The sequence below is a fragment of the Kitasatospora sp. NPDC089797 genome (genome assembly GCF_040684795.1).
Lineage (GTDB): Bacteria > Actinomycetota > Actinomycetes > Streptomycetales > Streptomycetaceae > Kitasatospora.
On the sequence record NZ_JBFBGS010000005.1, the window covers coordinates 52692 to 75490 of the forward strand.

Here is a 22799-nt window from a genome sequence, read left to right on the forward strand (position 1 = left end):
CGGGGCCTTCCCTAGGCACGCTCTGATCTCGCACGCGCATTCGCGTGACTGTCGTGTGGTCCGCCCGTCTGCGTCCAGCGGTGCGCGGTCGCGAGAGGAGACGCCGGATGGCTCCGGTCAGGTCGTTGCCCGGCGGTCGGTTCCCGACGGCGCTGCGCGGGCTGCTCGCGCTGCTCTGCCTCGTGCCCCAGAGCGGGCTCGCGGTCGCCGCGGCCGCGCCCGCGTACGCGCCGCAGGGGCTCCCGGAGCGGCAGCGGGCGGCGGTGGCCTGCACACCGAAGTTCGCCGGTGCCACCAACTGCGTCCGCTACACCTACAGCGGCGGCGACCAGACCTTCACCGTGCCGCCCGGCGTGACCAGCGTGTACGCCCGGGTCTTCGGCGGCGGCGGCGCGGGCTCCCCGAGCGCCTACTACACCGGCCAGTACGGCGGCGGTGGCGGCGGCTACACCACCGGCAGCATCGCGGTGACGCCCGGGCAGAAGCTGACCGTCACCGCGGGTCAGGGCGGCCTGTTGAACAGCACCGCCACGACCTACGGGGGTGGTGGCGCGGGCGGCCTGGGCGGCTACCAGAACCTCGGGACCGGCGGCAGCGGCGGCGGCCTGAGCGCCGTCTGGAACGGCGGTTACGGCACCAACCCGCTGCTGGTCGCCGGCGGTGGCGGCGGCTCCTCGCCCGGCGGCGACACCTTCACCCCGGCGGGCGGCAGCGGCGGCGGCAGCAACGGGGGCCAGGACAACCAACCCACCATCTCCGGCCGCGGCGGCAGCCAGACCGCGGGCGGCGCCGCGGCCACCCAGACCGCCTGCGCGGCCGCCCAGGCCGGCAGCCAGTACCTCGGCGGCCGCGGGGCCAGCGCCAGCACCTACGAGGGCGGCGGCGGCGGTGGTGGCGGCTACTACGGCGGTGGCGGCGGCGCCTGCCAACGCTCCGGCGGCTCGGAGGCCAACGGCATGGGCGGTGGCGGCTCCGGCTACAACCGGGGCGCCGGCGTCACCAACACCCAGACCTCCAACGGCACCAACGCCAGCGGCAACGGCGTGGGCGGCACCTCGGGCGGCCGCACCGACGCCCAGTACTCGAGCGGTATCGGCAACGGCGGCGGCTACACCAACGGCGGCAACGGCGAGGTCGTCCTCGAGTGGCAGACCCTGGTCGGCCTCTCCATCGCCAAGACCGCCTCCCCGACCACCTACGTCCCGGGCCGCACCCTCACCTACACGGTCGTGGTGAGCAACTCCGGTCCGGCCCCGGCCGTGGGCGCGGCGGTGCGCGACGCGCTGCCGTCGGCACTGTCCGGCTTCACCTGGACCTGCGCGGCCGGCCCCAACAGCGGCTGCGGCGACGCGAGCGGCACCGGCAGCATCGACACCACCGCCACCGTCGGGGTCAACGACCGGGTCACGTACACCATCACCGGCACCGTCCCGTCCGGCACCACGGGCACCCTCTCCAACACCGCGACGGTCACCCGCCCCGCCGCCTCGACCGACCCCAACTGCGGCCCGACCTGCTCCAGCACCGTGGACACCCCCGGACAGGTCACCACCGGCCTCTCGGTGACCAAGACCCCGGACAGGAACCCGTACGTGCCCGGCCAGCCGCTGACCTACACGATCACGGTGAAGAACGACGGCCCGTCGGACGCCACCGGCGTGAGCGTCCGGGACACCCTGCCCGCCGCGATCCAGAACTTCACCTGGACCTGCACGGCCGCCTCCGGCAGCAGCTGCGGCAGCACCGCCTCCGGCACCGGCAACATCAACACCACGGTCAACCTCCCGGCCGGCGGCCAGGTGACGTACCGGCTGACCGGCACCGTGCCGCCGGACGCCACCGGCTCCCTGGACAACCGGGCCACCGTCACCCCGCCGGCCGGCGTCACCGACCCGAACTGCTCGCCGAACTGCACCAGCACCGCCAACCCGATCCCGCCGGGCAACCAGGCCAACCTGGTGGTCTCCAAGACCCTGCTGACCAGCCCGGTGGTCCCCGGCCAGCCGATCAAGTGGCAGGTCAAGGTCACCAACAACGGCCCCTCGACGGCCCGCAACGTCGTCGTCACCGACCAGGTCCCGGCCGGGGTCACCGGCGCGACCATGGCCAACGACCAGGACTCCGCGGCCTGTCCGGTCAGCAACGGCACCGCGACCTGCCCGGCCGTCACCATCCCGGTCAACGGCACCGCCAGCTGGACCCTGACCGGCACCCTGTCGCCCGACGCGACCACCACCCCGACCAACTCGGCCGTGGTCACCGGCGGGCCCGACCCGTCCGCCTCCTCCCGGACCGCCGTGGCCTCGCCGACCGCCACGCCCACCCCGCAGGCCGGCCTGACCATCTCCAAGACCCTGCTGACCAACCCGGTCGTCCCGGGCGCCCAGATCCAGTGGCGGGTGACCGTCACCAACAACGGCCCGTCCCGCGCCCGGAACGTCGTCGTCACCGACCAGGTCCCGGTGGGGGTGACCAATGCCTCGATGGCGGCCGCGGACGGGACGGCCTGTCCGATCGCCAACGGCACCGCGACCTGCCCGGCCGTGGAGATCCCGGCCGGGACGTCGACGAGTTGGACGCTCTCCGGCACCCTGTCGCCGGACGCGACCACCACCCCGACCAACACCGCGGTGGTCACGGGCGGCCCCGACCCCTCGGCCACGGCCCGCACGGCGGTGGCTTCGCCGTCGAACTCGCCGTCGCCGCAGGCGAACCTGACGGTGTCGAAGTCCCTGCTGACGAACCCCGTGGTGCCCGGTCAACCGATCCAGTGGCGGGTGACCGTCACCAACAACGGCCCTTCCCGGGCGCGCAACGTCGTCGTCACCGACACCGTGCCGACCGGGGTCACGGGCGCCACGATGAAGGCGGACGCCGACGGGACGGCCTGCCCGATCAGCAACGGCACGGCCACCTGCCCGGCCGTCGAGATCCCGGCCGGGACGTCGACCAGCTGGACGCTGAACGGCACGCTGTCCCCGGACGCGACCACGACCCCCACCAACACGGTGACCGTCACGGGCGGCCCCGATCCCTCCGCCTCCACCCGCACGGCGGTGGCCTCCCCGACCTCCTCGCCCTCACCGCAGGCCAACCTGACGGTGTCGAAGTCCCTGCTGACCAATCCGGTGGTGCCCGGGCAGCAGATCCAGTGGCAGGTCACGGTCTTCAACTCCGGTCCCTCCCGCGCCCGGAACGTCGTCGTCACCGACACCGTCCCGGCCGGGGTGACCAACGCCACGATGACCGCCCGGGACGGGACGGCCTGCCCGATCAGCAACGGGACCGCGACCTGTCCGGCGGTGGAGATCCCGGCCGGGCAGACCGCCTCGTGGACGTTGACGGGCACGCTCGCCTCCGATGCGACGGTGACGCCGACGAACACGGTGACGGTGACGGGCGGCCCGGATCCGACGGCTTCGACGCACACGGCCGTTGCCTCGCCGTCCAACTCGCCGTCGCCGCAGGCGAATCTGTCGGTGTCGAAGGTGTTGCTGACGAATCCGGTGGTGCCGGGTCAGCAGATCCAGTGGCGGGTGAGCGTGACGAACAACGGTCCGTCCCGGGCCCGTAATGTCGTGGTGACGGACCAGGTTCCGGCGGGCGTGACCAATGCCTCGATGGTGGCCTCGGACGGGACGGCCTGTCCGATCGCCAACGGGACCGCGACCTGCCCGGCCGTGGAGATCCCGGCCGGGCAGACACTGACCTGGACGCTGACCGGCACCCTCGCCTCCGATGCCACCGTGACCCCGACGAACACGGTGACGGTGACGGGCGGCCCGGATCCGACGGCTTCGACGCACACGGCCGTTGCCTCGCCGTCCAACTCGCCGTCGCCGCAAGCGAATCTGTCGGTGTCGAAGGTGCTGGTGACGAATCCGGTGGTGCCGGGTCAGCAGATCCAGTGGCGGGTGAGCGTGACGAACAACGGTCCGTCCCGGGCCCGTAATGTCGTGGTGACGGACCAGGTTCCGGCGGGCGTGAACGACGCCTCGATGGCGGCCTCGGACGGGACGGCCTGTCCGATCAGCAACGGCGTCGCGACCTGTCCGGCGGTGGAGATCCCGGCCGGCTCCTCCGCGAGCTGGACGCTGACGGGCACCCTCGCCTCCGACGCCACCGTGACCCCGACCAACACGGTCACCGTCACCGGTGGGCCCGACCCCGCCACGCCGACCCACACGGCCGTTGCCTCGCCGTCCAACTCGCCTTCGCCGCAGGCGAACCTGTCGGTGTCGAAGGTGCTGGTGACGAACCCGGTGGTGCCGGGTCAGCAGATCCAGTGGCAGGTGAGCGTCACCAACAACGGGCCGTCGCGCGCTCGCAACGTCGTGGTGACGGACCAGGTTCCGGCGGGCGTGACCAACGCTTCGATGACGGCTTCGGACGGTACCGCCTGCCCGATCAGCAACGGGACCGCGACCTGCCCGGCCGTGGAGATCCCGGCCGGACAGACACTGACCTGGACGCTGACCGGCACCCTGGACCCGAACGCGACCACCACCCCCACCAACGGCGTCACTGTCACCGGCGGCCCGGACCCGACCGCCTCCAGCCACACCGCCGTCGCCTCGCCGACCGGCACCCCGACACCGCAGGCGGGCCTGAGCATCGCCAAGACCCTGCTGACGAACCCGGTGGTGCCGGGTCAACAGATCCAGTGGCAGGTGAGCGTCACCAACAACGGTCCGTCGCGCGCTCGCAACGTCGTGGTGACGGACCAGGTTCCGGCGGGCGTGACCAATGCCTCGATGGCGGCTTCGGACGGGACGGCCTGTCCGATCGCCAACGGCACCGCCACCTGCCCGGCCGTCGAGATCCCCGTCGGTGACACGCTCACCTGGACGCTGACCGGCACGCTCGCCCCCGACGCGACCACCACGCCGACCAACACGGCGGTGGTCACCGGCGGTCCCGACCCGTCGGCGACGGCGCGCACCGCCGTCGCCTCGCCGAGCTCCTCGCCGTCGCCGCAGGCCAGTCTCACCGTCTCCAAGGTGCTGCTCACCGACCCGGTGATCCCCGGCCGACAGATCCAGTGGCGGGTCACCGTCAGCAACGGCGGTCCGTCGCTGGCCCGCAACGTCGTGGTCACGGACACCGTGCCGGCCGGCGTGAACGACCCCTCGATGGCGGCTGCGGACGGGACGGCCTGTCCGATCAGCAACGGGACCGCGACCTGTCCGGCGGTGGAGATCCCGGCCGGCTCCTCCGCGAGCTGGACGCTGACGGGCACCCTCGCCTCCGACGCCACCGTGACCCCGACCAACACGGTCACCGTCACCGGTGGGCCCGACCCCGCCACGCCGACCCACACGGCCGTTGCCTCGCCGTCGAACTCGCCGTCGCCGCAGGCGAATCTGTCGGTGTCGAAGGTGCTGGTGACGAATCCGGTGGTGCCGGGTCAGCAGGTCCAGTGGCAGGTGAGTGTCACCAACAACGGTCCCTCGGTGGCGCGGAACGTCGCGGTCACGGATCAGGTGCCGGCAGGTGTGAACGACGCCTCGATGCGGGCTGATGCCGACGGGGCCGCCTGTCCGATCATCTCCGGCACGGCGTCCTGTCCGGCGGTGGAGATTCCGGTGGGTCAGACGGTGACCTGGACGTTGACGGGCACCCTCGCCTCGGACGCGACGGCCACGCCGACGAACACGGCGACGGTCACCGGTGGGCCGGATCCGACGACGCCGACGCACACGGCGGTGGCTTCGCCGTCGAACTCGCCGTCGCCGCAGGCGAATCTGTCGGTGTCGAAGGTGCTGGTGACGAATCCTGTGGTGCCGGGTCAGCAGATCCAGTGGCAGGTGAGTGTCACCAACAACGGTCCGTCGCGTGCTCGGAACGTGGTGGTGAGCGACCAGGTTCCGGCGGGGGTCGGCAATGCGACGATGACGGGATCGGACGGGTCCTCCTGTCCGATTGCCAACGGGACTGCGACGTGCCCGGCGGTGGAGATCCCGGTCGGTCAGACCATGACGTGGACGCTGTCGGGCACGCTCGCTTCCGACGCGACGGCCACGCCGACGAACACGGCGACGGTCACGGGTGGTCCGGATCCGGCGACGCCGACGCACACGGCGGTGGCTTCGCCGTCGAACTCGCCGTCGCCGCAGGCGCGCCTGACCGTGGCCAAGGTGTTGGTGACGAATCCGGTGGTGCCGGGTCAGCAGATCCAGTGGCAGGTGAGCGTCACCAATAACGGGCCCTCGGTGGCGCGGAACGTGGTCGTGTCGGATCAGGTGCCGTCGGGTGTGACCAATGCTTCGATGGTGGCGCAGGACGGGACGGCCTGTCCGATCGCCAATGGCACGGCTACCTGCCTGGCGGTGGAGATTCCGGTGGGTCAGACGGTGACCTGGACGTTGACGGGCACGCTGGCGTCCGATGCGACGGCCACGCCGACGAACACGGCGACGGTGACGGGTGGTCCGGATCCGACGGCTTCCACTCATGCCGCGGTGGCTTCGCCGTCGAACTCGCCGTCGCCGCAGGCGAACTTGACCGTGGCCAAGGTGTTGGTGACGAATCCGGTGGTGCCGGGTCAGCAGGTCCAGTGGCAGGTGAGTGTCACCAATAACGGGCCCTCGGTGGCGCGGAATGTGGTGGTGAGTGACCAGGTGCCGTCGGGTGTGACCAATGCTTCGATGGTGGCGCAGGACGGGACGGCCTGTCCGATCGCCAACGGCACGGCTACCTGCCCGGCGGTGGAGATTCCGGTGGGTCAGACGGTGACCTGGACGTTGACGGGCACGTTGGCCTCGGATGCGACGGCCACGCCGGTGAACACGGCGACGGTGACCGGTGGTCCGGATCCGGCGACACCGACGCACACGGCCGTTGCCTCCCCGTCCAACTCGCCGTCGCCGCAGGCGAGCCTGACCGTGGTCAAGGTGTTGGTGACGAATCCGGTGGTGCCGGGTCAGCAGGTCCAGTGGCAGGTGAGCGTCACCAACAATGGCCCGTCGGTGGCGCGGAACGTGGTGGTGAGCGACCAGGTTCCGGCGGGGGTCAGCAACGCTTCGATGGCGGGCTCGGACGGTTCCGTCTGCCCGATCGTGAGTGGCACGGCGACGTGTCCGGCGGTGGAGATCCCGGTCGGTCAGACCATGACGTGGACGTTGACGGGCACGCTGGCCCCGGATGCGACGGCCACGCCGACGAACACGGCGACGGTCACCGGTGGCCCGGATCCGACGGCTTCCACCCACACGGCTGTCGCCTCGCCGTCCAACTCGCCCTCGCCGCAGGCGAACCTGACCGTGTCGAAGGTGCTGGTGACCAACCCGGTCGTGCCCGGTCGGCAGATCCAGTGGCGGGTCAGCGTCACGAACAACGGTCCGTCGCGCGCTCGCAATGTCGTGGTGACGGACCAGATTCCGGCAGGTGTCTCGGGTGCGAGTATGACGTCCGACACCGACAACACCCCCTGTCCGATCGCGAGTGGAACGGCGACGTGTCCGGCGGTGGGGATTCCGGTGGGTCAGACGGTGACCTGGACGTTGACGGGCACGCTGGCGTCCGATGCGACGGCCACGCCGACGAACACGGTGACGGTGACGGGTGGTCCGGATCCGGCGACGCCGACGCACACGGCGGTGGCTTCGCCGTCGAACTCGCCGTCGCCGCAGGCGAACTTGACCGTGGCCAAGGTGTTGGTGACGAATCCGGTGGTGCCGGGTCAGCAGATCCAGTGGCAGGTGAGCGTCACCAACAATGGCCCGTCGGTGGCGCGGAATGTGGTGGTGAGTGACCAGGTTCCGGCGGGTGTGACCAATGCGTCGATGGCGGCGCAGGACGGGACGGCCTGTCCGATCGCCAACGGCACGGCTACCTGCCCGGCGGTGGAGATCCCGGTGGGTCAGACGGTGACGTGGACGTTGACCGGCACTCTGGCGTCCGATGCGACGGCCACGCCGACGAACACGGCGACGGTCACGGGTGGTCCGGATCCGGCGACGCCGACACACACGGCGGTGGCTTCGCCGTCGAACTCGCCGTCGCCGCAGGCGAACTTGACCGTGGCCAAGGTGTTGGTGACGAATCCGGTGGTGCCCGGTCAGCAGATCCAGTGGCAGGTGAGCGTCACCAACAATGGCCCGTCGGTGGCGCGGAATGTGGTGGTGAGTGACCAGGTTCCGGCGGGTGTGACCAATGCGTCGATGGCGGCGCAGGACGGGACGGCCTGTCCGATCGCCAACGGCACGGCTACCTGCCCGGCGGTGGAGATCCCGGTGGGTCAGACGGTGACCTGGACGCTGACCGGCACGCTGGCCTCCGATGCGACGGCCACGCCGACCAACACGGCCACGGTCACCGGTGGCCCGGATCCGGCGACGCCGACGCACACGGCCGTCGCCTCGCCGTCGAACTCGCCATCGGTGCAGGCGAACCTGTCGGTGTCGAAGGTGCTGCTCACCGACCCGGTGATCCCCGGGCAGCGGATCCAGTGGCGGGTGGCGGTGACCAACAACGGTCCGTCCAGGGCCCGCAACGTCATCGTCACCGACCGGGTCCCGGACGGGGTCGGCGGTGCGAGCATGACCGCCGCCGACGGTACGGTCTGCCCGGTCGCGGACGGGACGGCCGTCTGCCCGGCGATCGAGCTCGCGGTCGGCCAGACGGCCGCGTACACGCTGACCGGCACGCTGATGCAGGACGCGACCGTGACGCCGACCAACACGGCGACGGTCACGGGTGGTCCGGATCCGGCGACGCCGACGCACACGGCCGTCGCCTCGCCGTCGAACTCGCCGTCGCCGCAGGCCAGTCTCACCGTCTCCAAGGTGCTGCTGACCGACCCGGTGGTGCCGGGTGAGCGGATCCAGTGGCGGGTGGCGGTGACCAACAACGGTCCGTCCAGGGCGCGGAACGTCGTCGTCACCGACCGCATCCCGGACGGGGTGGACAACGCTGTCCTCCAGGCGGATGCCGACGCGACCCGCTGCCCGGTCACCAACGGCACCGCCGTCTGCCCGGCGATCGAGCTGGAGGTCGGCCAGACGGCCTCGTACACCCTGACCGGGACGCTGGCCCCGGACGCGACGACCACGCCGACGAACACGGCGGTGGTGACGCGAGGCCCGGATCCGAGCGCGACGGCGCACACGGCTGTCGCCTCGCCGTCGAACTCGCCGTCGCCGCAGGCGAATCTGACCATCGCCAAGGTGCTGCTGACCAATCCGGTGGTGCCGGGTGAGCGGATCCAGTGGCGGGTGACGGTGACCAACAACGGTCCGTCCAGGGCCCGGAACGTCGTCGTCACCGACACCGTGCCGGCGATGGTCGACGGTCCGAGCATGAGTGCGGACGCCGACGGGACGGCCTGCCCGATCAGCAACGGGACGGCGACCTGCCCGGCCGTCGAGATCCCGGCCGGCGCGACCGTCTCGTACACCGTGACGGGAACGCTCGACCAGGCGGCGACCAGTACACCGGTCAACGTGGCCGTCGTCACCGGCGGGCCCGACCCGACGGCGACCGCCCACACGGCGACCGCGCAGGCCAGCGAGACGGTGGTGCCGCAGGCGCGCCTGACGGTGTCGAAGGCGCTGGTGACCGACCCTGTGGTGCCGGGGCAGCCGATCGCCTGGCGGATCAGCGTCACCAACAACGGGCCGAGCCGGGCCCGGAACGTGGTGGTCAGCGACCGCCTCCCGGACGGTGTCGTCGGGGCCTCGCTCTCGCCGGACGCGACCCGCGCGGCCTGCCCCGTCTCGGACGGTGTGGCGACCTGCCCGCCGGTCGAGATCGCGGTCGGCGACACCGTCACCTACACGCTCTCGGGCACCCTGGCCCAGGACGCGACCACGGTGCCGGGCAACACGGCGCTGGTGACCGGCGGTCCGGATCCGAGCACCTCGACCCATACGGCGGTGGCCTCGCCGTCGAACTCGCCGTCACCACAGGCGAATCTGACGGTCGCCAAGGTGCTGGTGACCGACCCGGTGGTACCGGGTGAGCAGATCGCATGGCGGGTGACGGTCCTGAACAACGGGCCGTCCCGGGCGCGGAACGTCGTGGTCACGGACCGGATCCCGAGCGGGGTGTCCGGCGCGATGATGACCTCGGACGAGAACGGGGCCGCCTGCCCGATCGGCAGCGGTGTCGCGACCTGTCCGGCGATCGAGCTGGAGGTCGGGCAGCTGGCCTCCTACACGTTGAGCGGGACGCTGGACGCGAACGCGACGGTCACGCCGACCAACGCGGCGACGGTGACGGGTGGTCCGGATCCGGCGACGCCGACGCACACGGCGGTGGCTTCGCCGTCGAACTCGCCGTCGCCGCAGGCCAACCTGACCGTGTCGAAGGCTCTGCTGACCAACCCCGTCGTGCCCGGTCAGCAGATCCAGTGGCAGATCAGTGTCACCAACAACGGTCCATCGCTGGCGCGGAACGTGGTGGTGACGGACCAGGTACCGTCAGGTGTGACCAACGCTGCCATGGTGGCGCAGGACGGCACTCCCTGCCCGATCGCCAACGGCACGGCCACCTGCCCGGCCGTCGAGATCGCACCCGGCACCACGCTCACCTGGACGCTGACCGGCACGCTGGCCTCCGACGCGACGGTCACGCCGACCAACACGGTGACGGTGACGGGTGGTCCGGATCCGGCGACGCCGACGCACACGGCGGTGGCTTCGCCGTCGAACTCGCCGTCTCCGCAGGCGAACCTGACCGTGGCCAAGGTGCTGGTGACCAACCCGGTCGTGCCGGGTGAGCAGATCCAGTGGCAGGTGAGCGTGACGAACAACGGTCCGTCGCGGGCCCGGAACGTGGTGGTGTCGGACCAGGTGCCGTCGGGTGTGACCAGCGCTTCGATGGCGGCGCAGGACGGGACGCCGTGCCCGATCGCCGACGGTACGGCGACGTGTCCGGCGGTGGAGATCCCGGCGGGGGCGACGTTCACCTGGACGTTGACCGGGACGCTGGACCCCGGGGCGACGGTCACGCCGACGAACGCGGTGACGGTGACCGGTGGTCCGGACCCGGCCACGCCTACCCACACCGCCGTCGCCTCGCCCAGCGGCAGTCCCTCCCCGCAGGCGAACCTGTCGGTGTCGAAGGTGCTGGTGACGAACCCGGTCGTGCCGGGTGAGCAGATCCAGTGGCGCGTGAGTGTGACGAACAACGGTCCGTCGCGGGCCCGGAACGTGGTGGTGTCGGACCAGGTGCCGTCGGGTGTGACCAGCGCTTCGATGGCGGCGCAGGACGGGACGCCGTGCCCGATCGCCGACGGTACGGCGACGTGTCCGGCGGTGGAGATCCCGGCGGGGGCGACGTTCACCTGGACGTTGACCGGGACGCTGGACCCCGGGGCGACCGTGACGCCGACGAACACGGTGACGGTGACGGGTGGTCCGGACCCGGCGACGCCGACGCACACCGCCGTCGCCTCGCCCAGTGGCAGTCCCTCCCCGCAGGCGCGGCTGACCGTTTCCAAGGTGCTGCTGACGGACCCGGTCGTGCCGGGGCGGCAGATCCAGTGGCAGGTCGCCGTCACCAACCAGGGCCCGGCCACGGCGCGGGACGTCGTCGTGACCGACCAGGTCCCGGCCGGAGTGGCGGGCGCCTCGATGGCCGCCGACGACGGCACCGCGTGCCCGATCGCGGGCGGAACGGCCACCTGTCCGGCCGTCGACATCCCGGTGGGCTCGACCCGGACCTGGACGTTGACCGGCACGCTGGACCCCGGGGCGACGGTCACGCCGACCAACGCGGCGACCGTGACGGGCGGTCCGGATCCGGCGACGCCGACCCACACGGCGGTGGCCTCGCCGTCCAACTCGCCGTCACCGCAGGCGAGTCTGACGGTGGCCAAGGCCCTGGTCACCGATCCGGTGGTGGCGGGCGCGCCGATCGAGTGGCGGGTGACGGTGACGAACAACGGCCCCTCCGTGGCGCGCGGTGTCGTGGTGACGGACCGGGTGCCGGCGGGCGTGACCGGTGCGTCGATGACGGCGCAGGACGGGACGGCCTGTCCGATCACCGACGGCACCGCGACCTGCCCGGCCGTCGGGATCCCGGTCGGTGGGACGCTCACCTGGACGTTGACCGGGACGCTCGACCCCGGGGCCACGGTGACCCCGGCCAACACCGCGACCGTGACGGGCGGTCCGGACCCGGCCACGCCGACCCACACCGCCGTCGCCTCGCCGAGCGGCAGTCCCTCGGCCCGGGCCCGGCTGACCGTCGCCAAGGTGCTGCTGACCTCCCCGGTGGTGGCCGGGCAGCGGATCCAGTGGCGGGTCACCGTGACCAACGACGGGCCCTCGCTGGCGCGGAACGTGGTGGTGACCGACCAGGTGCCGGCCGGGGTGAACGGTGCCTCGATGACGGCCGACGCGGACGGTACGCCGTGCCCGATCGCGGACGGCGTCGCGACCTGCCCGGCCGTCGACGTCCCGGTCGGCACGGCGGCGGCCTGGACGCTGAGCGGCACGCTGGACCCGGACGCCACGGTGACGCCCACCAACACGGCCACCGTCACCGGCGGTCCGGACCCGGTCACTCCGACGCACACGGCGGTGGCGACCCCGACCGAGCCGATCACCGTGCAGCACGACCTGCTCCTCACCAAGCAGGCCGCCCCGGCGAACCCCAAGGCGGGTGACACCGTCACCTACACCGTCACGGCCACCAACCGGGCCAGCGGGACGTACCTCGGCGCCGTCATCACCGACGACCTCACCGGGGTCCTGGACGGTGCGGTCTACGGCGGCAACGCCCATGCCGGCACCGGGCGGACGGCCTACGCCGCGCCGAAGCTGACCTGGACGCTGGACATCCGGCCCGGCGCGACGGAGACGCTCAGCTACACCGTCACCGTCAAGGCGGACGCGGGCGGCCGGACGCTGGTCAACCGGCTCACCGCCGACGGCTCCAACTGCGGCGCCGACACCGCCGCCCGGCGGGCGGCTGAGGGCGGCAACTGCTCGACCAGCACCGAGGTGCAGTCGACGCCGAGCCCGAGCCCGAGCCCGAGCCCGTCGCCGAAGCCCCCGCTGCCGCCCACGGGCAGCGGCGGCTCGCAGCCCGCGCTGCTGGTCACCCTGCTGCTCCTGGTGCTCGGCGGCATCCTGATCGCGGCCCGGCGCTCCCGCCGCTGATCGCAGGAGGCCTCGGAGCACAGCGGAACGCCCTCGGGCGGTCGGTGGTACCGACCGCCCGAGGGCGTTTCTCATGAGCTACCGGAACCCGCCGATCAGGCGGTCCTGCGGCGGCCAGCCAGCCAGACGTAGACCAGGATGCCGGCGAACAGGAACAGCACGCCCTGGTAGACGGCGGCGTAGCCGGCGCCGGCCAGCAGCCAGATCGAGAAGGCGAAGGCGCCGAGGCCGAGGATCGCGTCCCGTACGAGGTGGGCGCCGTTGACCTTGTCGGTGGCGCCGCGGACCAGCCAGTACAGCTGGGCGGCGGTGGACAGCAGGTAGGGCACCACCGCGGTGAAGGTGGTGACCAGGACCAGCATGTCGAACGCGCCCTTGGCGCCGCTGGCGAAGTTGGCGATGGTCAGCAGCGAGGCGAGGGCGACGCTGATGATCACGCCGAAGGTCGGCACGCCGCGCTTCTCCTTGCCGAAGACGGCCGGGAACAGCCCGTCCTTGGCGGCCGCGTACGGCGCCTGGGCGGCGAGCAGGGTCCAGCCGTTGAGCGCGCCGGTCATCGAGATCAGCGCGGCGACGGCGATCACCGTGCCGCCCCAGGTGCCGCCGAACATGCCGTTCATGGCGTCCGAGAAGGGCGCGCTGGAGCTGACCAACTGCTGGTGCGCGACGGTGCCGAAGACGGCCAGGGTGCCCAGCAGGTAGACCACCGCGGCGCCGCTGGTGCCGAGCACGCTGGCCCGGCCGACGTTGCGCTCCGGGTCGCGGACCTGCCCGGCGCTCATCGCGGCCGACTCCACGCCCAGGTAGCTGAACAGCAGGATCGCCGCGGCCGCGGTCATGCCGCCCATCCAGCCCTGGCCGCTGGCGTCGAAGGGGCCGATGTTCTTCGGGTCGAAGAAGAACAGCCCGCCCACCGAGACCAGCAGCAGCGGGATGAACTTCAGGACGGTGGAGACGAGTTGGACCGCCCCGACGAACCGGGTGCCGGCCAGGTTGGCCAGTGCGGGCAGCCACTGGAAGGCCAGCGCGGCGGTGATCTCCAGCGGGATGCTGTGGTGAAGCGGTACCAGCACGTCCAGGTAGCCGACGGCGGCCACGGCCAGCGCGGCGTTGCTGACCCAGGTGGTGATCCAGTACGACCAGGCCGACAGGAAGCCGGCGAAGTCCCCGAAGGCCTCGCGGGCGTAGACGTACGGCCCGCCGGTGCGCGGGTTGCGGCGCGCGAGCTGGCCGAAGACCAGGGCCAGGGCGATCGCGCCGACGGTCAGGACGACGAAGGCGAGCAGGCTGACCGTCCCGAACGGTGCCACGGCGGCCGGGATCATGAAGATGCCGCCGCCGATGATGTTGCCCATCACCAGGGCGGTGGCGGTCGGCAGCCCGAAGCGGCGGCCGGCCTTCGGGGGCTCGGGGGTGACCGGGGCCGGATCGACCGGGACGGGGCCGGTCGGGCCGCCCGGTCGGGTCGCCTGCCGGGGTGCGGGCGGGCTGGTCTGCATGAGGGTGGTGCGCCTTTCGTGGTCCTGCTCGCGCTCGGTGGAGCGACCGTTCATGCTCGGACCGGGCGGCACCTTGCACCAAATCGGCGGGATTTGTTCTTCCGGTCCGGTCGATCACCGCAAGACTTGCGGTCGCGGGCCGGTCGGACGGGCACTCGTCCGGCGCGCCCCGAGCGGCTGTTCGACCGGTTATGCGGGTGTACGACCGCGTTCGTCCGGCCGGGGGAGATGTGTCACCCGGATGCCCCAGCGCGGTGGCGGCGCGCCCGGCGGTCGCGGGTTCGTGTGCCAACGTTGCCCCGGCGCCTCCCGGTGGGGCGTCGACCGGCCTGCCCGGCGGCCGTACCGGCCGTTCCGGTGGCGGGTCGAGACCGCAATGGGATCAATCGGACCAGAGGACATCTGATGTCGCTTCGTGGAAACATCCGCAAGGCCGCCGTGATCGCCGCCGTGGCCGGCGCCGCTGCTCTCGCCGCGCCGGCCCCGGCGATGGCGTTCAGCGCGTCGCACTCGTCGACCGCGCAGAGCCTGGAGTCGGGTTCGGCCGGTGTCGGCCTGTTCGGCCCGCACGCCAGCTGGCTCAACGTTCACGACAACACCGAGGACGACTGCTTCAGCGGCTGAATCGCTTGATCGACCGGTGAGCCCGGGAACCGCCACGGCGGTCCCGGGCTCACTGCTGTCGTGGACGGGGGCGGGGTCGTGGTCGGGATCAGTGCCGATGCCGATGCCGATGCCGATGCCGGGACCGGAACCGGGCGGGGTCGCTAGGCCACCGGCACGGCCGCCCGCTCGCGCAGCTCCCGCAGCACCGCGATGTCCATCGCGTGCCCGGTGCCGTCACCGCCGTGCTTGCGGTCCGGCGTCTCCACCAGCAGCGGCACCCCGGCCGTCTCCGGGTGCTCGAACAGCTCGCGGAACGGCTCCGCGCCGATCATCCCGGCGCCGATGTTGGCGTGCCGGTCCTTGCGGGCGCCCACCACGTCCTCCGAGTCGTTGGCGTGGATCAGCCGCAGCCGGCCGGGGCCGGCGGCCGAGGCCAGGGCGTCCAGTGCGGCCGTCACCCCGCCGGGGACGGCGAGGTCGTGCCCGGCGGCGAAGGCGTGGCAGGTGTCCAGGCAGACGCCGACCTTGGGGTGCCCGTCCAGCGCCTCCACGTACTCGGCCAGCTGCTCCAGTCGGGAGCAGAGCGAGCTGCCCTGGCCGGCGGTCGGCTCCAGCAGCAGCCAGGGGGCGTCGTCGCCGAGGGCGTCCAGCTCGTCCAGCAGCGGCCGGACGTCGGCGCGCACCTGCGCCATCGCCTCGGCCCGGCGCGAGCCGCCGCCGGGCGCCGTGCCGACCGCCGAGCCGGTGTGCAGCACGACACCGAGCGCGCCGATCGCGTGGCCGCGGTGCAGGGAGTGCCGCAGCGAGTCCGCCGAGCGTTCTCGGGTGGCCGCGTTGTCGGAGCCGAAGTTGATCAGGTAGGGCGCGTGCACCCAGGCCGGGATGCCCTGCTCGGCGCAGGCGGTGCGGAACGCCTCGTCCTGCGCGGGATTGCCCGCGGGGGTGGCCCAGCCGCGCGGGTTGGCCACGAACACCTGCACCGTTTCCGCGCCCACCTTCCGCGCGTACGCCAGACCCGTGCCGGCCAGGCCGCGGCCGGCCACCGGGACGTGGGCGCCGATCGGATTGCGACGGGCGGTGGCGGGCGGTACGGGCGCGGTGCTCATGCCCCCGAGGATGTCACGGGCCCGGGCGGGCGCGGCGCGCGGGCCCTTCGGCCCGCCGGGGGCGCGCGCCACGCCGGTGCGTCCCACCAGCGGCCGACGCCCCGTCAGCCCGGCAGCCCAGCCCTGGTGGCGGCCCCTCCGGGGCGCCCGTACCGTCGACTCGGCCGCACTCACCGACCGTCACCACCCGAACACGCCGGGACGCGCCGCCCCGCCGGGCCCCCGGAACCGCGCTCCACCGTCCCGTCGTCCCACCGCCCCACCGCCTCGTCGTCCCACCACCCCACCGCCTCGTCGTCCCACCACCCCACCGCCTCGTCGTCCCACCACCCCACCGCCTCGTCGTCCCACCGCCGCACCCCGCTCGCCGAAAGACAGGTCACCACTCATGCCCACGCGCCGGGTCCACCACCTCGCCGCGGCCACCGCGGCCGCCGCCACCGTCGTCACCACCACCCTCGCCACCCTCACGGCCGCCGTCCCGGCGCACGCCGACGGCGACGGCACGCTGCACCTCGTCCAGCCGGGAGAATCGATTCAGCGGGCGGTGGACGCCGCCGCCCCCGGCGACACGATCCAGGTCCTCCCCGGCACCTACCGCGGCAGCGTCCGCATCGCCACCCCCGGCCTCACCCTGCGCGGCTCCGGCCCGCAGACCGTGATCACCCCCGGGGACGGCACCGAGAACGCCTGCGCCACCGCCGGGCACGGCCTCTGCGTGGCCGGCACCGAGGCCGCCCCGCTGTCCGGCGTCACGATCGACGCCCTGGCCGTCACCGGCTTCCGGAAGAACGGCATCGACGCCAGCGGCACCACCGGCCTGACCGTCCGCGCCACCTACGTCCACGACAACGCCCAGCAGGGCATCAGCCAGGAGATGTCGACCAGGGCCACCATCGTCGGCAACCGCTCCGTCGACAACGGCCAGTCCGGCGTCTTCCTCGCCAACTACGCCTACCGCGAGGGCGGCGCGCCCGACACCGGGGGCACCGTCGTCCAGGGCAACGAGCTGACCGGGAACCGGGTCGGCGTCACCGTGCGCCGACTGCGGGTGCTGACCGTCGAGGGAAACCGGATCAGCGGCAACTGCAGCGGCGTCTTCGTTGTCGGCGACGAGGGCGTGCCCCGCGCCGGGGACCTCGACGTCAAGCACAACCGGGTGGTCGCCAACAACAAGTTCTGCCCGGCCAACCCGCGCCTCGGCGCCATCCAGGGCGCCGGCATCGTGCTCACCGGCACGGAGGACACCCGGGTGACCGACAACGAGGTCCGCGACAACGTCGGCGCCTCCGACTTCTCCGGCGGCATCGTCCTCTTCAGGAGCGTCGTCGGCATCCCCAACACCCGGGCGACCATCGCCGACAACCGCCTCAGCGGCAACGGCCCGGCCGACCTCGCCGACCGCGACACCGGCACCGGCAACACCTTCACCCGCAACACCTGCGCGCTCTCCGAGCCGACCGGCCGTTGCTGAACGCCCCCGATCGAGAAGGACAAGCCATGACCACCGCACCCGCCAATCCCACCGCCCAGCCCGCGATGCGCCTGCGCGAGCTCGTCTTCGGCGCCGCCTGCGCCGCCGCCGTCCGGGCCGCCGCCCGGCTCGGCGTCGCCGACGTGCTCGACGACACCCCGGCCGACGTCTCCGAACTGGCCGCCCGCCTGAACACCGAACCCCGGCAGTTGCGCCGCCTGCTGCGCGCGCTCACCTGCTACGGGCTCTTCGCCGAGACCGACGACGACCGCTTCGAGCACACCGAGATGTCCCTGCTGCTGCGCGAGGACGCCCCCAACTCGCTGCGCCACATCGCCCTCTGGTGCACCGAGCCGTGGACCTGGGAGGCCTGGCCCAAGCTGGACGAGGCCGTGCGCTCCGGGCGCAACGTCTTCCCCGAGCTGTTCGGCAAGGAGTTCTTCGACTACCTGCACAGCGACGCCGGCGACTCGGCGAAGGTCTTCGACAAGGCGATGACCACCTCCAGCCGGCAGTCCGCCGAGGACTTCGCCGACTACCTGGACCTCACCGGCATCGACTCGGTCGCCGACATCGGCGGCGGCCAGGGCCATGTGCTGGCCAGCCTGCTGGAGAAGCACCCGGCCCTGCACGGCACCCTGCTCGACCTGCCCAAGGTCGTCGCGGGCGCCGACCCCCGGCTCCAGGACGGCGGCGCCTTCTCGGCCCGTGCCCGCCTGGTGCCGGGCGACTGCCGGGTGGACATCCCGGTGCGCGCCGACCTCTACATCATCAAGAACATCCTGGAGTGGGACGACGACAGCACCCGCCGCACCCTCGCCAACGTGGTCGCCGTCGCCCGCCCCGGCGCCCGGGTCGTGGTGGTCGAGAACCTGGTCGACAACAGCCCGTCGATGCGCTTCACCACGGCGATGGACCTGATGCTGATGCTCAACGTGGGCGGGGCCAAGCACTCCGAGGAGAGCATGATCGAGCTGATGCGGGAGGCCGGCCTGGACGTCGCCGCCGTCCGCCCGGTCAACCCGTACCTGCACGCCTTCGAGGCTGCTGTCCGGGGCTGAGCCCGGCGCCCACGACAGCCGGCGGCCGCTGCTCCCCGATCGGGGGGCGGCGGCCGCCGGGCTGTTCAGGCCTGGTGCGAGGACTCCAGGTGGGCGAAGACCACCACGTTGTCGAGGTAGTCGCGCCGCTTCTTGTCGTACGCCCCGCCGCAGGTGATCACCCGCAGCTGGGCGTCCGGGGTCCTGCCGTAGACCTTCTGGTCCGGGAAGGCGTTCTTGGCGAAGGTCTCCACCGCGTCGACGGAGAAGACCGCGACGGTGCCGTCCGCGCGGGCGACCTCGATCTTGTTGCCGGGGTTCAGCAGGCTGAGCAGCAGGAAGACCGCCGGGCCCTTGGTGGTGTCCACGTGCCCGGCGACGACGGCGCTGCCGCGTTCGCCCGGGGTGACGCCGTCCCGGTACCAGCCGACCAGGTTCTTGTCGTCCGGCGGCGGCGCGTTGAGCTGTCCGGCCGGGTTGAGGGTGAGTTCGGTGAACGGCGCGTCCACCGCGATCTGCGGGATCCGCAGCCGGGTCGGCTTGGCGCGCCTGAGCGCCGGCGCGGCGGGCGCGGCGGCCGGGGCCGCGGGGGCGCCGTCCGCCCCCGGGACGGCGGGCGCGAGGGCCGCCGGGGGAGCGGCCTGACCGGCCGGCTGCTCCTCACCGGCCCGGGTGTCCACCGAGTTGTAGATCAGCAGCAGGCCGACCGCCGCGGCGCCCATTCCGACGCGCAGCAGCCGGGGCATTCCGGAGCCGGGACCGCCTGTCATTCCTGTCCTCCGCTGGAAGTCCGTCACCAGGAGCCCGTTCCGCGACGGGCCGCCGCCCCCGTGCGCCCCACCCCGGCCGGGGGAGACGCCCAGGGGCGGCGATGTGCGGCAGGGGTCAGGCGGCCGCGCCGGCCGTGCGGCGGCCGCGGCGCAGCGCGATGGCGCCCGCGCCGAGGCCGCCGAGCAGCAGCACCGCGCCGGAGGCGAGGCCGCCGCCGGACAGCGCCAGGCCGCCGCCACCGGTGTGCACGCCGCCGTGCGGGGAGGTGTGCTCGTCCTCGCGGCCGTCGGAACCCTTGTGGTCGTCGTTGCCCTTGTGCTCGTCGTTGCCCTTGTGGTCGTCGTTCCCCTTGTGCTCGCCCGAGCCGCCCGACTTCTTGTCGTCGTAGCCCTTCGAGTTGTCGGAGCCGCGGTCGGGCTGCTTCTCCTGCCAGGTGAGGTTCTTGCCCTGGTCCGAGGAGGAGCCGTCGGCGAAGGCCAGCGGAGTGCCGACGGTGAGGGCGGCGGCGACGGCCGCTCCGGCGAGCAGCGTGCGTGCAGAACGCATGGTGGGTGATCCTTCCGGCGCGCGGACCGCGACCGCCGGCACGGTGCCGGTCAAGGGGACTCGCGGGAAGTGGCGCCTGATCCACCGTCAACCACGGTGCGGCCGACTGCCACCGGAGCGTGGCGGCGCCGGTACGGGCTGTGCGCCCTTCGGGTGGTGTCCCGGGCGTGTTCACCCGGGTGCCCCGGCGATCCGGGTGAATCCTGGTGGGCGCCCGGCGCTGCGGCCGCGCCGGGCCGCCGTCGGGTGGTACGCGCACATGGGCCCGCCCCCGGCGCACGGCCGGGGGCGGGCCCAGACGGGACTGCGGACAGCGGCGGGCGGTCAGCGGTCCCAGCGGTAGAACTCGCGCGCCATGGCGTCCTTCGGCTCGCGCCAGGTGGCCGGGTCGTAGGCCTGGACGTAGGCGGTCAGGCGGTCGCTGACGGTCCGGAACTCCGGGTGGCCGAGGACCTTGGCGACGGCCGGGCCCGGCGGGCGGTCCGCCTCGATCAGGTGCAGGTAGACGTCGCCGAACTGGAACAGGCTGCGGCCGGTGACGCCGATCAGGTGCGGCAGTTCGCCGCGGTCGGAGTCGGCGAACACGTCGGCGATGTCCGGGGCCGCCTCGGGCTTCATCCGGGCGACGATCAGGGCGCGGTGGGTTCCGGTCACTGTTCGGCCGCCCGCTTCTCGACCTTCTCGCGGATCAGCTGCATCTGGATCCGGGAGTTCCGGTTGATGTGGTTGACCATGCCGTCGTCGTCCACCGGCGCGGTGGGCTTCATCGAGAAGTCCTGGATCCAGCGCATCCTGGTGCCGGCCGGGACCTCGGCGTACTCCCAGCGGATCTCCATGAACTCGAACGGGCCGGGCTCGACCCGGCGGGCCCGGACCGCCAGCGAGGAACGGTCGGTCTCGCGCTCGGAGACCCAGCTCCAGACCTTGCCGTTCTCGTCCGGGTGCATGGTGAGCCGGAACTGCACCCGGTCGCCGTCGCGCTCCAGCACCTCGACCGAGGCGTACTCGCTGAACAGCTCCGGCCAGTTCTCCAGGTCGTTGGTCATCTCCCAGACCAGGTCGATCGGGGCGTTGATGACGATCTCGTTGTCGGTGTGTCCGGGCATCTCAGGCACCCGCCTTCGCGGACAGGGAGCCGTTGACCAGCTCCAGGAACTCGTGCGGGGTCTTGGCGGACTCGGCGCCGGGGGTGACCTTGAGGTCGTGTCGGTTCTCCAACTCGCCGACGACGCCGAGCAGTCCGAGCGAGTCGACGCCGAAGTCGTCGAACTGGGCGCCCGGCTGCTCCAGGTCGCCCGGGTCGACGGTGACGCCGGCCCGGGCCTGGAGCAGGCCGGCCAGGTCGGAATAGCTGAGGGTGTTGCTCACGGGGGTTCCCTTCGAAGAGACTGCGGAATCGGGGGCTCAGGGCCGCTCCCCGCGCCGGAGCACCAGCGCGGAGTTGGAGCCCATCAGCCCGCGGCTGAGCACCAGCGCGGTGCGCAGCTCGGCCGGGCGGGCCCGGCCGGTCACCAGGGCGAGGTCGTGGCAGATCTCGGTGACGTTGGGGGTGGGCGGCAGCACGCCGTCCTCCATGGCCAGCACGGCGGCCGTCACGTCCAGCATCGGGGCGCCGCAGTAGGCGCGCCCGGTACCGGACTTGGGGGCGGTGACCGGGACCCGTTCGGCCGCCGGGCCGAGCGCGTCGGCCAGCGCCAGGGCCTCGGCCCGGTCGGCGGCGGGGACGCCGAGGGCGTCCGCGAAGACCACGTCGACCTCCTCGGGCGCCGTCCGGGCCTCGTCCAGGGCGATCCGGATCGCGGCGGCCAGTCCCTCCCGGGACTCCTCCCAGCGGGAGGCCCCGGTGAAGGTGGCGCCGTGCCCGGCCAGGTGGGCCCGGACGGTGGCGCCGCGCCGCCGGGCCGCCTGCTCGTCCTCCACCAGCAGCATCGCGCCGCCCTCGGCGGGGGCGAAGCCGCAGGCCTGCGCGGTGAACGGCAGGTAGGCGGCCTCGGGTCGTTCGGCCAGGCTCAGTTCGGGGTAGCCGAGCTGGCAGACCATGGAGTACGGCGCCAGCGGGGCCTCAGCGGCGCCGACCACCACGGCGTCGGTGCCCCGGCCCACCGAGCGGGCGGCGTGCGCGAGCGCGTCCAGGCCGCCGGCCTCGTCACTGGCGACCACCCCGCACGGGCCCTTGTAGCCGCCGCGGATCGAGATCTGGCCGGTGCTGGCCGCGTAGAACCAGGCGATGGACTGGTACGGTCCGACGAACCTCGGCCCCTGGCCCCAGAGTTGTTGCAGCTCGCGCTGGCCGAACTCGCCGCCGCCGGACCCGGCCGCGGTCACCACGCCGACCGCGAAGGGCTGTTCGGGGTCGGATCGGAACCCGGCGTCGGCCACGGCCAGGTCGGCGGCGGCCATCGCGTAGTGCGTGAAGCGGTCGGTCTGCACCAGGTAGCGGCTGTCGATCACCGAAGCCGGGTCGAACTCCCGCACCTCGCCCGCGACCTTGAGCGGCATCTCGGTGCAGCCCTCACGGGATATCCGGTCGAGGACGCTCACGCCCTGCCTGGTGGCCTTCCAGAAGGCATCGGCACCGACGCCGTTCGGCGCCACCACGCCGAGGCCGGTGACCACCGCCCGGCGGCCCTGCTGACGTGACGTCATGG

11 protein-coding genes and 1 pseudogene are annotated in these 22799 nt (G+C 72.8%); 4 read left to right on the top strand and 8 right to left on the bottom strand.

Translation table 11 applies throughout. The annotated features are described in order from the left end of the window. Positions 1–107 precede the first annotated feature (107 nt). On the top strand, positions 108–13109 hold the full coding sequence (locus AB0O91_RS05900; RefSeq protein WP_363428300.1) for a hypothetical protein: 13002 nt from the start codon (positions 108–110) through the stop codon (positions 13107–13109). A gap of 95 nt (positions 13110–13204) precedes the next feature. On the opposite strand, the gene AB0O91_RS05905 is transcribed toward AB0O91_RS05900, so the two are convergent. After that, positions 13205–14662 carry an amino acid permease gene (locus AB0O91_RS05905; RefSeq protein WP_363428302.1) on the bottom strand — a complete coding sequence of 486 codons (1458 nt, stop codon included), beginning with the start codon at positions 14660–14662 and terminating at the stop codon, positions 13205–13207. A 351-nt stretch (positions 14663–15013) separates the two neighbouring features. On the opposite strand from AB0O91_RS05905, the gene AB0O91_RS05910 reads away from it, so the two are divergent. Further along, entirely contained in the window at positions 15014–15232 is a 219-nt protein-coding gene (locus AB0O91_RS05910; protein WP_363428304.1) for a hypothetical protein, read from the top strand. A 143-nt stretch (positions 15233–15375) separates the two neighbouring features. On the opposite strand, the gene AB0O91_RS05915 is transcribed toward AB0O91_RS05910, so the two are convergent. Then, the gene (locus tag AB0O91_RS05915; RefSeq protein ID WP_363428306.1) at positions 15376–16320 is read right to left on the bottom strand and encodes a deoxyribonuclease IV; all 945 of its coding nucleotides are present in this window, start codon (positions 16318–16320) and stop codon (positions 15376–15378) included. Between the two features lie 388 nt (positions 16321–16708). Here AB0O91_RS05915 and AB0O91_RS05920 point away from each other — a divergent pair, with 388 nt between their 5' ends. Both AB0O91_RS05920 and AB0O91_RS05925 read left to right on the top strand, forming a co-directional pair. Continuing rightward, complete coding sequence (locus tag AB0O91_RS05920; RefSeq protein ID WP_363428308.1) at positions 16709–17794, top strand: right-handed parallel beta-helix repeat-containing protein; 1086 nt, start codon at positions 16709–16711, stop codon at positions 17792–17794. Positions 17795–17853: 59 nt separating this feature from the next. Further along, positions 17854–18855 (top strand): annotated as a pseudogene (locus AB0O91_RS05925) (methyltransferase); the annotation flags it as partial. Between the two features lie 65 nt (positions 18856–18920). Here AB0O91_RS05925 and AB0O91_RS05930 read toward each other — a convergent pair. The 6 genes from AB0O91_RS05930 to AB0O91_RS05955 all read right to left on the bottom strand — a co-directional run bounded on the left by AB0O91_RS05930 (position 18921) and on the right by AB0O91_RS05955 (position 22797). Then, entirely contained in the window at positions 18921–19604 is a 684-nt protein-coding gene (locus AB0O91_RS05930) for a class F sortase (RefSeq protein WP_363428310.1), read from the bottom strand. A 115-nt stretch (positions 19605–19719) separates the two neighbouring features. Continuing rightward, positions 19720–20151, bottom strand: coding sequence for a hypothetical protein (locus AB0O91_RS05935; RefSeq protein WP_363428312.1), 432 nt, complete (start codon positions 20149–20151; stop codon positions 19720–19722). 324 nt (positions 20152–20475) lie between these two features. Then, positions 20476–20805, bottom strand: coding sequence for a TcmI family type II polyketide cyclase (locus AB0O91_RS05940; protein ID WP_363428314.1), 330 nt, complete (start codon positions 20803–20805; stop codon positions 20476–20478). Then, a complete protein-coding gene (locus tag AB0O91_RS05945) occupies positions 20802–21257 on the bottom strand; it encodes an SRPBCC family protein (protein ID WP_363428316.1) in 456 nt (151 codons plus the stop codon). Before AB0O91_RS05945 ends, AB0O91_RS05940 begins: the two co-directional genes overlap by 4 nt. A 1-nt stretch (position 21258) precedes the next feature. Beyond that, positions 21259–21519, bottom strand: a complete 261-nt coding sequence (locus AB0O91_RS05950) for an acyl carrier protein (protein ID WP_363428318.1) — start codon at positions 21517–21519, stop codon at positions 21259–21261. Positions 21520–21555: 36 nt separating this feature from the next. Next, positions 21556–22797 (bottom strand): beta-ketoacyl synthase N-terminal-like domain-containing protein, encoded by a 1242-nt coding sequence (locus AB0O91_RS05955; RefSeq protein ID WP_363428320.1) that lies wholly within the window; start codon positions 22795–22797, stop codon positions 21556–21558. Positions 22798–22799: the final 2 nt, after the last annotated feature.